The 11,785-nt window shown below is 52.7% G+C and carries 12 protein-coding genes and 2 tRNA genes; 13 read left to right on the plus strand and 1 reads right to left on the minus strand.

Annotated elements, in window-relative coordinates:
• Positions 1-121: 121 nt before the first annotated feature.
• Complete coding sequence (locus C5S61_RS25545; RefSeq protein WP_110520252.1) at positions 122-619, minus strand: hypothetical protein; 498 nt, start codon at positions 617-619, stop codon at positions 122-124.
• A gap of 197 nt (positions 620-816) precedes the next feature.
• On the opposite strand from C5S61_RS25545, the gene C5S61_RS25550 reads away from it, so the two are divergent.
• The 13 genes from C5S61_RS25550 to C5S61_RS25610 all read left to right on the plus strand — a co-directional run bounded on the left by C5S61_RS25550 (position 817) and on the right by C5S61_RS25610 (position 11,553).
• Entirely contained in the window at positions 817-1,158 is a 342-nt protein-coding gene (locus tag C5S61_RS25550) for an STAS domain-containing protein (RefSeq protein ID WP_054534658.1), read from the plus strand.
• A gap of 114 nt (positions 1,159-1,272) precedes the next feature.
• The gene (locus tag C5S61_RS25555; RefSeq protein WP_110520254.1) at positions 1,273-3,249 is read left to right on the plus strand and encodes a glycosyltransferase family 39 protein; all 1,977 of its coding nucleotides are present in this window, start codon (positions 1,273-1,275) and stop codon (positions 3,247-3,249) included.
• Positions 3,250-3,424: 175 nt separating this feature from the next.
• Positions 3,425-3,508: transfer RNA gene (locus C5S61_RS25560), tRNA-Leu, on the plus strand.
• Between the two features lie 22 nt (positions 3,509-3,530).
• Positions 3,531-3,606 (plus strand) — tRNA-Gly (locus C5S61_RS25565).
• Positions 3,607-3,701: 95 nt separating this feature from the next.
• Positions 3,702-3,923, plus strand: coding sequence for a hypothetical protein (locus C5S61_RS25570; protein ID WP_110520257.1), 222 nt, complete (start codon positions 3,702-3,704; stop codon positions 3,921-3,923).
• An 11-nt stretch (positions 3,924-3,934) separates the two neighbouring features.
• Positions 3,935-5,113, plus strand: coding sequence for a competence/damage-inducible protein A (locus tag C5S61_RS25575; protein ID WP_110520259.1), 1,179 nt, complete (start codon positions 3,935-3,937; stop codon positions 5,111-5,113).
• A gap of 13 nt (positions 5,114-5,126) precedes the next feature.
• Positions 5,127-5,885 (plus strand): DUF4013 domain-containing protein, encoded by a 759-nt coding sequence (locus tag C5S61_RS25580; RefSeq protein ID WP_110520260.1) that lies wholly within the window; start codon positions 5,127-5,129, stop codon positions 5,883-5,885.
• 27 nt (positions 5,886-5,912) lie between these two features.
• Complete coding sequence (locus C5S61_RS25585; protein WP_110520262.1) at positions 5,913-6,578, plus strand: hypothetical protein; 666 nt, start codon at positions 5,913-5,915, stop codon at positions 6,576-6,578.
• A 404-nt stretch (positions 6,579-6,982) separates the two neighbouring features.
• Positions 6,983-7,654 carry a metal-dependent transcriptional regulator gene (locus tag C5S61_RS25590; protein ID WP_110520264.1) on the plus strand — a complete coding sequence of 224 codons (672 nt, stop codon included), beginning with the start codon at positions 6,983-6,985 and terminating at the stop codon, positions 7,652-7,654.
• 71 nt (positions 7,655-7,725) lie between these two features.
• Positions 7,726-8,643 (plus strand): metal ABC transporter solute-binding protein, Zn/Mn family, encoded by a 918-nt coding sequence (locus C5S61_RS25595; protein ID WP_110520266.1) that lies wholly within the window; start codon positions 7,726-7,728, stop codon positions 8,641-8,643.
• 127 nt (positions 8,644-8,770) lie between these two features.
• Positions 8,771-9,517: a metal ABC transporter ATP-binding protein gene (locus C5S61_RS25600; RefSeq protein ID WP_110520268.1), complete on the plus strand. Its 747-nt coding sequence runs from the start codon at positions 8,771-8,773 to the stop codon at positions 9,515-9,517.
• A complete protein-coding gene (locus C5S61_RS25605) occupies positions 9,514-10,434 on the plus strand; it encodes a metal ABC transporter permease (RefSeq protein WP_110520270.1) in 921 nt (306 codons plus the stop codon). The genes C5S61_RS25600 and C5S61_RS25605 overlap by 4 nt, the downstream gene beginning before the upstream one ends.
• Before the next feature lie 3 nt (positions 10,435-10,437).
• The gene (locus C5S61_RS25610) at positions 10,438-11,553 is read left to right on the plus strand and encodes a metal ABC transporter permease (RefSeq protein ID WP_110520272.1); all 1,116 of its coding nucleotides are present in this window, start codon (positions 10,438-10,440) and stop codon (positions 11,551-11,553) included.
• Positions 11,554-11,785 lie beyond the last annotated feature (232 nt).

The raw sequence follows: 11,785 nt of genomic DNA on the forward strand, positions 1-11,785 counted from the left end.
CCTGACCCCTGACCCCTAGCCCCTATGCTCTATGTTCTTTCTGACTTTTGCCTCAAGCTAAAAAACAAAAACACCAGCCTGCAAAGCAGAGCCAGTGTTTAATTGTTGCCAACAGCGCGAATTATTTGCGTTTCTTGGAGCGGCGTGCGTCACGACGACCAGTGGTTGCAATTGGCTTGGGGAGGCGTGGTGCAGCGGGTTCGCTTGCAACACCATCAGCGCCAGCCTTGAGATTGCTACTGGCAGCAGCAGCGCGGCTCTTAGCATAATTGGATTTAACTTTGCCGGTTTGGGCAACCAAAGCTGGCAAGGTTGAACGGGCATACTGCCAAGAATACAGCCCGAAACCAATCAATGCGACAAATAAAACATAGCCCCACAAGCGCCACTCAACTACGTCGATCTTCAGCCAACGCGCCAGAAACTGCACGATCCCAATCCCGGCGATGATCAGCAGGCCGTTGCTGGTGCGCTTGCGAAACGCCAAACGCGACGGGTTTTTTGGTGGCAGCGAGCGTAGCCAGAAAATGGCACCCACTAAAACCGCAATCCAAACAACCAACAAACCTGCTACCCACGAAGGGAAAAGAATCGGGGGATCGTTTTGTGTAAAGTACACCGAGCAGCCTCCTGCGAAGAAGTGAAGTTGCATTAAGCGCTACGCATTATAAAGCCCGCTCAAAAAAGCGTCAATGTGCCTTTAACAAGCCCAAAAACGCAATTTGGCCAAAATTCTCTGTGATAGACCAACGCTTCAGTGTATAATGACGCTTGTTTCCTGCTGTCTTTTGAACGACAACTATAGGGAGATTTCGTATGGCTGAACTCATCCAAGAAACCAATGGTCAGGTCTTGATCGTGCGCTTGCCTGCTCGCATGGATGCTGCGGCAGTTCGTGAGCTCGAAGAACCATTTGCCAAAGCAATTGCCGATCACAATGGGCCGGTCTTGGTCGATGTGAGCAAAGTTGATTTTGCTGCAAGCTTGGCCTTGCGCATGCTCATGATGAATTTGAAAGATCAGCAAAGTCGCGGCCAAAATTTGATGCTGTTTGGCTTGCAAGTCCAAATTGCTGAGGTTTTCCGCAAAACTCGCTTCGATACGTTGTTTACGATCGCTGATGACGAAGCAAGCGGCATCGAGCAATTGAGCGCTTAACGGCGTGCTTCGCAGCAATCAATCAAGCACTAAGCTAGCTGGCTTGGTGCTTTTTGCTATTCAGGCCCAAAGCTCCGCCGCTATTCATATTTGTTAAAGATTATAGAGCACGCTATGCACAAGCAATCAGCCCGATTAATCAGTTTTGGCCTTTTGATCGCCGCCCTTGGTTTACGCTTCTTTCGCCTGAGCAGCCAAAGTTTGTGGCTCGACGAGGGCGGCACGTGGAGCGAGGCCACTGGTCGTTCGTGGCCCAGCTTGTTCGGCGATCTGTTGAGCCCACGCCAAAGTTACCCGCTCTATCACTTGCTGATCAAGGCTTGGGTGAGCATTTTTGGCGATAGTGAATTGGCGCTGCGTGCACCATCGGCAATTGCTGGAGCCTTAGCGGTTGTGTTGCTCTATCACTTTGCTGCCCGCTTGAGCACGCCCACAGTAGCGTGGGTTGCTGCTGGGCTGCTGGCAATTAATCCATTTGGCCTGTGGCAAAGCCAAGATGCCAAAGTGTATAGCATGCTGATGGCAGCGGTGCTCTGGTCGAATTTGCGCTTGCTCGATCTGCTTGATCACCTGCAGAAGCGCAATGTTTGGTTGTGGTTGGCCAGCGTGGTGCTGTGTCTCAGTTTACATCGCTTGGCATTATTGCAGGTTTTGGGGCAGGTCTTGGTGTTGGCGCTGCATTTCAGGCAAACAAGGTGGCAAAAGTGGTTCTGGATTGGCTTTGGCTTGCTGAGCCTTGGCTTTATGGTTGGCATTCGCTTTGGTCTGCGCCAAGACCCAAATGCACCGCCGATTGGCCGCACAATTGGCGTGTTGCAAGCAACTTGGCTGTTGCTAGGCCGCCTCAGTTTTGATCGCTCAAGCAGCGATTTGGCTTGGCGTTTGTTGCCGGTAGGATTAGCACTCGCCAGCGGCTTATGGCTAACATGGCGGCATCCACGGCGAAACATCATCTTAAGCTTGTGGCTCTTGCCAGTGCTGCTGTTTTTGGCGGTGCTTGGCGCAGGCTCGCCGCTCTACGAGCCGCGTTATCTCAGTTTTAGTTTGCCGCTATTTTGCATGATGCTGGCGCTTGGTTTAGCAGGAATCGCTCAACAACGCTGGCTTAATGCCGCAAGCATCATGACAATCGTTGGCTTAAGCGCGTGGTTGGTGTTTCAGCAACCCTATGGTATTTGGAGCGGCAACGCCGTCAAGGAAGATTATCGCGGGGCGCTACAAAGTTTGGCTGAGCATGTGGCCCCTGATGATGTGATAATCGTGCAGCCACCCTATATTGCAACCTTGTATAACTACTATGCCAGCCGCGTCACGCCCGATGCCTTGCCTGTGGCCCGTGGCTTTGGCCGCATCGGGGCAATTGGCTACGATCAAGGCGAATTTGATAATGATTATGCAGCGCTGTTGGCTGGCAAACGCCGTGGCTGGCTACTGATTGCGCCCGAAAATGCCAAAGCGATTGATCCGCCCAACCCTCAATATCCCCAAGATGATATGGGCAAAGTTGGGATTAATTTTCTGACTGCTGATTTAAACGACAAATGGCGTTGCACCGATCTGCCGTATTGGGAATTTAATGCGCTGCGGATTTTGTGCCAAAGCTTCCCGCGCCCAATGCAGGTAGAGAATTTGGCCTTGGTTGGCACGTGGTCAATTCCCGCTTCGGCCACAGCTACTTGGAATAACAACCTCCAACTTGAAGGCTATCAATTTGAGGCTTGGCCAGCTGGCTATCAGGCAGGCGGCACGTTGCCAGTGCAATTGGCGTGGCGAACCAATAGCGCATTAGCCAACGATTATCGCTTGTTCATTCATTTGGTGCCAGCCTTGGGCGCACCAGTTGCGGCCCAAGTTGATACCATGCCCTTGAATGGCGGGCTGCCCACAAGTCGCTGGCAGGCCAACCAAGCAATTCATGATCAAGTGGCGGTGCCATTACCCAAAACCATTGCCAAAGGCCGCTATTTGGTGGTGCTTGGCTGGTATGATCCGACGATTACTGAGACTGAAGCTCAGCGCTTGCCCGTAACTGTCAGCACTGCCGAGCATGGAGCCAATTACATCGAATTAGGCACAGTTGAGATTGAGTAGCGTTCCCTCACCCCCAGCCCCCTCTCCCACGAAAACGAGGGCGAGGGGGAGCAGTTTTTTTCCACCACGGATTGCGAAAGAACCTTGATGGTAAAGCCCTTCGCCCAGCGGATGGACGAGGGAAATCATCGCATTTGCAATTTCCTAACAGCTATGCTATACTCTCCCTCGCTACGGGGACGTGGCGGAATTGGCAGACGCGCTTGCCTTAGGAGCAAGTGTCCTAGACGTGAGAGTTCGAGTCTCTCCGTCCCCACCAACCACATCCTCACAACTAAATCGCGGGAATAGCTCAGTTGGTAGAGCATCTCCTTGCCAAGGAGAAGGTCGCGAGTTCGAGTCTCGTTTCCCGCTCCACACAGTCAGCGCCTTCGGGCGCTGCATTGTTTTAAGCCTCATTCCACCGTATAATAACCCCAGAATTTGCTCTGCCTAGTGTGAGGAAACCGCTCATGAAATTCGTTTTCGGCCTAATTGTCGGCGTTGGTGCTGGCTTGGCAGCCTCATTTGTGCTGGCCAACCGCGATGAAGAAGAAGGCGCGTTGGGTTCACTGCAAGTTAATGTCAAAAGCGCCCTCGCCTCGGCCAAAGCCGCAGTTGCGCAACGGGAAAAAGAGCTGTGGACTGAATTCCACGAACGTGTGCCAGCCCCCGATCAAACGACGATTGCCTAGCGAGTAGCATCATGCAAGCTGAATTAATTGCGATCGGCACCGAATTGACCCTTGGGACGACCGTCGATACCAATAGCGCTTGGTTGGCACGCACGCTTGCCACCGTTGGGGTTGAAGTGCAACGCGTGACCTTAGTTGCCGATGATATTGGCGCAATCACCGAGGTCATTGCGGCGGCATGGCAACGTAGCCCGTTGGTGCTTTGCACTGGTGGGCTTGGCCCAACCGTCGACGATCTAACCCGCGAGGCCGTTGCCCAAGCTACCAAACGCCCCTTAGAGTTTCACCAAGAGCTGTTTGATGGCATCGCCGCACGGTTTCGTTCGTTTGGCCGCACAATGAGCGAGAGCAACCGCCAACAAGCCTTTGTGCCAATGGGCGCACGGCCTGTACCCAACGCCCGTGGCACTGCGCCATCATTCATCATCGACGAAGGCGCACGGGCGTTGATGGTTTTTCCAGGCGTGCCCAGCGAGATGAAATTTCTGGTTGAAACTGAATTATTGCCGTTCTTGCGCAACGAGCGTGGCCTAAAATCGGTTTTGTTGGTGCGTTCGATCTGGCTGAGTGGCACAAGCGAGGCTGAAGCTGGCGAGATTATCGCCGATCTCATGCAAGCAGCCTATCCAACGGTTGGCATTTCGGCCAAAGCCGCCCAATACGAGGTGCGAATTTCGGCCCACGGCGAAGATCCAGCGCAAGTTGAAGCCGATATTGAAGCCTGTGCCGCCGAAGTTTCACGCCGCCTTGAGCGCTTTTTGATGGATCGCGATGGCTTGGCAGCACACGTGTTGCGCCGTTTGCAGCAACATTCAGCCAGTTTGGCAATTTACGAAGGCTTGCGCGGCGCACCAATCTACAATGTGCTCCGTTCAGCCAAACCAGATTTGGCCCAAGCCTTGCGCGGTGTAACCATCCACCCGCTTGATCAAGCAGTTGATCGCGAAGCAGCAGAATCGTTGGCAATTGCTGGGGCCAACACAGTGCGTAACAATTGGCAGGCCAGCTATGGCATTGCAGCAGTGCCAGCGCAAATTGGAGCCGATGGCTTTACCGATGTGTGTATTGTGTTGGTAGGCAAAGATTTGCAACGCAGCTTTACCCGACGGGTTGAGTTGAAAAGCGACGATGCCTTAGGCTTTATCGCCACTGCGGCGCTTGATCTGATTCGCCGTAGCGTAGAAGCCTAGCGAAGGAGGGCCAGTGGCAGCCGAACAACAATTTCAGCCCTTGAGAGCTTTACAAACCGCTCTACGCACCGTTTGGAGCGACCGCTTATGGTTGCCCAAAATTGCGATTGGTGGTTTGCTTGGTTCAACCATCATTGGGGTTATTTGGCCGCAAGGGTTCGTTATTGAGCACCTCGATAATAGTTCGCGCGGCTATCGGCTGCCGCTGCCTGGATGGCGACAATTCGGCGATAAAGCAGTGATGGGTTTGTTGGCAACCGTGATGGATTTTGTCTATTTTGTGTTTCCGCAACTGGTTGCCGCGATGTTTTTGTTTTGTGCGATTGTGCCTTTTATCGTTGGCGATAATAATACAATTGCCACCAGCCTCACATTCATCATTCTTGGCACGCTGTTTGGTGTAAGCTTCTTAGGCAGTTTTTCGCCAGTCAGCAAGCTCTTTTTTGCCCGTGACGGTGCGGTAGAAAAAGCCCTTGGTCGGGCAAGCCTGCGGCGCGCACTTGGCAGCAACGGACGTTGGCTTTACCTGCAAGCGCGCTTGGTCACCTTGCCAGTCTATCTGCCAGCGCTGGGAGCTGGCTGGTGGTTCTGGCAACTTACCCATATTCCGGCAGTGGCGGTTTGGTGGCTATTGGCAGCCTTGTGGCTGTTGATGAGTTGTTTATTTTGGGCCTGGCTGGTTGTCGCCCAAGTCTATTTTGAGGCCGACCAAATTGTGGCAGATCGAGAGATCGAGCAGCGTTTAGCTGAACGTAAACGAGCTATCAGCTAGCAAACTTCCATCACCTAGGTGGTTGTTATGGAACGAGCACGGATTTTACGCTGGCGCTTAGAGCAGCAGATCGAACGGATTCGCCAAACCGAAAGCGATTTGCAAAGCCGCGCCACCGCTCGCATTGTGCGCCCACTGATTGAGCTGCATTTACCCCAATTTATGCACGCGCTGGGAGCCAGCCAGCTTGAGCATTGCACGGAAATTCCCCATGCGAAAATTCAGGCCGATCGCTATTCGGTGATTGTGCCCATTATCGTGCGCGACCACCTGACCAGCAAAGTATTTCAGCTTCGACCATTAATTGGGACGTTTGTGCTGGCGATTCATGGCACTACGCTGGATTTTCACCTCGTTTGCAAGGCGGTGCGTTATCGCAATCGTTTTGTTGGCGATGCCAAAACTGGCGAGTGGTTGGCTCCAGGCGAATATGTCGAAGAGCATCGCTTGGCGCTGGTTGAGGTTGATTTGGCAGTTCCAGAGCTGGCAGTCAAGCAGCTTTTTGATCAAGCGATGCGCTTAATTCCCCAAATTCTGCACTGGACAAACCGCGCTGCCAAGGCCCAACAACGCTATCGCTGGTATCAAGTTGGCCGCGGCGTGGCCTTTAATCTAGCCTTGCTTGGCTATATTCTGGCCTTGCTGTTCATTTTGATCGGCAGTTTGCTGAGTATGGGCAGTGGGTTTCCGTAGTAAGAACATAGAGCATAGAACATAGAACATAGATGGGGATCGGGGATCAGAGGTCAGGGGTCGGGCTATGGGCTTTGGGTCAGCAAGAATGCAATCCTAAAAATCTGTGCCAATCTGTGGCAAAAAAATCTATTCGTGGAATTCGTGCAATTCGTGGCTAAAAAAAGAAATCTTCGCGCAACATTTTAACGCAGAGGCGCAGAGAGCGCAAGGATGAATTATGAGGGATGAGGGATGAACGCAAAAGCCAAAAGCCTATAGTCTAAAAATCTGTGGCGAAAAAAAGAAACCTTCGCGATCTTCGTGCTCTTCGTGGTTTCCCTCCTTCGTAATAAGCTGCTTGACATTTAACCCTAATCAACTTTATACTTAGGTAGTACCTAAATGAAAGGATTAGTGAGTTTATGCGAATTACGGCAGGCGTGCAAGATTATGTCAAAGCAATTTATACCCTTCAACAAGAGGAAGCGCCTGTCTCCAACGGTCGGCTGGCTAGTTATTTTGGCTTTAGTGCGCCCACCATCACCGAGATGGTTAAAAAGCTCGAAAGTTTGGAATTGGTCGATTATCAGGCTCGCTATGGCGTGCGCCTAACCGAGATTGGCGAGAAAATTGCACTTGAGATGATTCGACATCATCGCTTGCTCGAACTCTATTTGGTGCAAGCGCTGGGCATGTCGTGGGATGAAGTTCACGACGAGGCCGAAGTGTTGGAGCATGTGCTTTCGGAAGCGCTCGAAGAACGCATTGCCGAATATTTGGGTCATCCCCAATTTGATCCGCACGGTTCGCCAATTCCGGCCCGCGATGGCAGCATTCCGCAGCGCGATTCGTGCTCGCTGACGTTATTAGAACTTAACCAAATCGCTCGCATCGTCGAAGTTGAAGATCGCGATGCAGCACGCTTGCGCTATCTGGCTGATCTTGGCTTAACGCCCAACAGCATCGTCATGATTGTTGCTCGCGCCCCATTTGACGGCCCCTTAACCTTGAACGTTGGCGAGCAGCAAACCCAACAGGTGCTCGACTCGCGCTTAGCAACCAGAATTCAAGTTCAAATAGAGCGTTCAATTTAGCGCTCTTTTTTTAGCTAGGCCTTTTAGGTATGCCTAAATAGTTTGTTGTCTCGTTAAAATGAGGTAGTTGTATGCGACGAAAACAGCTTTTGATACTGTTGCTCTTGCTGCTGGTAAGTTGTGGCCCGAGCAGTTTTGCCCAACAAACTACGCCGAATCCGCCCATCCGAGTTGCGGCGACGGTTGGCATGATTGCCGATGTGGTGAAGCATGTTGGCGGCGAACATGTTGAGGTTCTTGGCCTGATGGGGCCTGGCGTTGACCCGCATCTTTACAAACCAAGTGTTGGCGATGTACGGATTCTCGATGATGCTGAGATGGTGTTTTATGGCGGCTTGGAGCTTGAAGGCCGCATGACCGATATGCTCGAAAAGCTCAATCGCCAAAAACCCACCATTGCCGTTACCAGCAAGCTCGATTCCAGTCGCTTGCATGCAACGGGCAACGATTCCTACGACCCACATATTTGGTTTGATGTGCTGTTGTGGCGCGATACGATTGATGTGATTGCCGAAACCTTGGCGAGCTACGATCCGGCGCATGCCGCTGATTACAAGCGCAACGCCGCTGCCTATGCCGAAGAACTAACCGCGCTTGATCAAGAGATTCGCGAGTTGATCGCCAGCGTACCAGCTTCAAGCCGCGTGCTAATTACTGCCCACGATGCTTTTGGCTACTTTGGCTCGGCCTATGGCTTTGAAGTGCGTGGCTTGCAAGGCTTGAGCACTGCCAGCGAAGCAGGCGCAGGCGATGTCCAAGGGCTAGCCGAATTTATTAAAACCCGCCAAATCAAAGCGATCTTTGTTGAATCCAGCGTGCCGCAAACCACGATTAATGCAGTGCAGAAGGCTGTGCAATCGCGTGGCTGGAATGTGGCAATCGGCGGCGAATTATTCTCCGATGCCATGGGCAACGCTGGCACTGAAGAAGGCACCTACATCGGCATGGTGCGCCATAACATCACAACAATTGTGAATGCGTTGAAGTAGTTATTGGGGATCAGTTGTTGGGGGTTGGGGATCGGAAAAATAGCTGATTGAACAGAGTGTTATATCCTAAAAAACCGATCCCCAGTCCCCAAACCCCGATCCCCAGCGTTTCAAGGAGCCAAACCAGATGAACACAGATGCAAAACCGCTGGCAATTCACGACCTGACTGTGGCGTATCAAGATAAACCGGTGTTGTGGGATATTGATTTGAGCGTGCCAACGGGCGTGTTGGCGGCAATTGTCGGGCCAAACGGCGCTGGCAAATCGACCTTAATCAAGGCCACGCTTGGCTTGATGCCAGTGGCTGCTGGCACCGTTCAAATGTTTGGCCAGCCCTATGCCAAAGCTCGCCAAATGGTTGGCTATGTGCCGCAACGCTCCAGCGTCGATTGGGATTTTCCAACCAATGCCTTAGATGTGGTGTTGATGGGAACCTACGGCCAACTTGGCTGGATCAAGCGTCCAAGCAAGGCCGACCGCGAATGGGCCTTGCACTGTTTGGAGCAAGTTGCCATGGCCGATTTTGCCCAACGCCAAATCAGCCAACTCAGCGGCGGCCAGCAACAACGGGTCTTTTTGGCGCGGGCATTGGCCCAACGTGCCCAGCTCTATCTGATGGATGAGCCATTTGTGGGCGTTGATGCAGTGACCGAACGCGCAATCATCAGCTTGTTGCAACAACTACGCTCCGATGGCAAAACCGTGATCTGCGTGCACCACGACCTTGATTCAGCGCCAGAATATTTCGATTGGGTGGCCTTGCTGAATGTGCGCATGATCGCCGCTGGTCCAATGAAAACCATTTGGACACCAGAGAACATCAGCCAAACCTATGGCGGGCGAACCCAAAACTTGATTCGAGGTGCTGCATGAGCCTATTCGATCTATTCAGCGATTATACCTTGCGCAACGTCGCCCTTGGCGCAATGGTTTTGGGGATTGTCAGTGGCATTTTGGGCTGTTTTGCGGTGCTCCGTCGCCAAGGCTTGCTCGGCGATGCACTTTCGCATGCAGCCCTGCCAGGCATCGCCATCGCTTATTTGTTGACTGGCTCCAAAGCGCCGATTGTGCTCTTGCTGGGGGCGGGCATTGCCGGTTGGGTCGGCACGTTGGTCATCAACCGCATTGTGCGCGACACCAGAATTAGCGAAGATAGCGCCTTGGGGATTGTGCTGAGCGTCTTTTTTGGCGTAGGGATTTTGCTGCTGACCTATATCGCCAAGCGCAACGATGCCAACCAAGCAGGGCTTGATCGCTTTTTGTTTGGCCAAGCGGCGACCTTGGTTGCCACCGATGTGCTGACGATGAGCATTTTGGGTGGTTTGGCCCTCGGCTGTTTGGTGTTGCTGTATAAAGAATTTAAGTTGTTGGCGTTTGATCCGGCGTTTGCTGCCAGCCTTGGCTTTGCGCCAAATCGCCTAGGCATTTTGCTCACCAGCTTAATTGTGGTGGCGATTGTGATTGGTTTGCAAACCGTTGGCGTGGTGTTGATGGCGGCAATGTTGGTTGGGCCAGCGGTTGCTGCTCGCCAATGGACCCATCGATTGAGCGTGATGTTGCTGCTTTCTGGTGTGTTTGGCGCAGCAGCAGGCATTGCTGGCACAATGCTCAGCCTTGGGCAACAGCATGTACCAACTGGGCCGATGATCATTCTCAGCTTAACCGCAATTGTGGCAATTTCATTGTTGTTTGCGCCAGCTCGGGGCTTAGTTTGGGCAAAGCTGCGCCAAAACCATGCGATCAACAACGAGCCACGAAACCGCGAAATTCAGCCGGCCAAAGGAGAATAAGCCATGAGTAGCACGTTTGCAATTATTCTGACCGGAATCTTGGTGGCGGCTGCCTGTGCCTCGCTTGGCTGTTTCCTGATTTTGCGGCGCATGGCGATGCTGGCCGATGCAATTAGCCATGCGATCTTGCCAGGTTTGGTGGCGGGCTATTTCATCGCCCAAGGGCCAAGCCTATTGGCCGGATTTTTTGGCGCAGCCTTGGCCGGATTGATCACCGTGGGCTTGGTTGAGTTGCTCAAAAATACCCAACGCGTCGGCGGCGAATCGGCAATTGGGATTGTGTTTCCAGCCATGTTTGCCTTGGGAACCTTTCTAGTCTCGAAATATTATGCCAATGTACACCTCGATGCAGATGCAGTGCTGTATGGCAACATCGAATTCGTGGGCTTCGATCATTGGTACATTGGCGAAACCGATTTGGGGCCACAATCGCTGTGGATTATGGGTGGCTTGTGTCTGATCAACTTCATCTTTATCACCGTGTTTTATAAAGAATTGAAGCTGGCGACGTTTGATGCTGGCTTGGCGGCGACCCTTGGCTTCTCGCCAATTCTGATTCACTATGGCTTGATGGCCGTGGTTTCGATTACCACGGTTGGCGCGTTTACCGCAGTGGGGGCAATTTTGGTGGTGGCCTTGATGATTGTGCCTGCGGCGACTGCCTATTTGCTGACCGATCGCTTGCCATGGATGATTGGCTTAGCAATTGGTGCTGGAGCAATCGCGGCGGTGCTTGGTTTTGGTTTGGCATTTATGCTGAATGGCTCGGTTGCAGGCGCAATTGCCACCATCACAGGCTTGGAGTTTGGCTTGGCCTTGTTGTTTAGCCCCAAACAAGGCTTGGTTGCTCGCGCTCGGCGTTTGGCCCGCCAACGGATTCAGTTTGCCGCCGATACGCTGTTGGTGCATTTGTTGCAGCATGAAGGCAGCCCTGAAGCGGCCAACGAAAGCACAATTAGCCATTTGCAAAGCGAATTGCAATGGAATAATAAATTTGCTCAGCGGGTGCTAGAGCTGGCCCAGCGGCGTAGTTTGGTGCGTTGCCAAGGCCAGCAGCTTGAATTGACAACCAGCGGGCGTGAACGCAGCCAGCAAGTTTTGCAATTAGGTCGGGCATAGTTTGAGATAAAATCCCCCTCACCCCAAACCCCTTTCAAGGGTAGGTTTTGAGCAATTAATGGTGGTATGGAGCATTCCCTCACCCCCCAGCCCCCTCTCCCACGAAAACGCGGGCGAGGGGGAACAGCGCGTTTTCACCGCGATTTCGGCGAAAACCACCAAACCAAAAAGCCCCTCGCCCGCGCACGGGAGAGGGGTTGGGGTGAGGGGATCTTCACAACCGACCCTTGAA

Source organism: Herpetosiphon llansteffanensis, assembly GCF_003205875.1.
Lineage (GTDB): Bacteria > Chloroflexota > Chloroflexia > Chloroflexales > Herpetosiphonaceae > Herpetosiphon > Herpetosiphon llansteffanensis.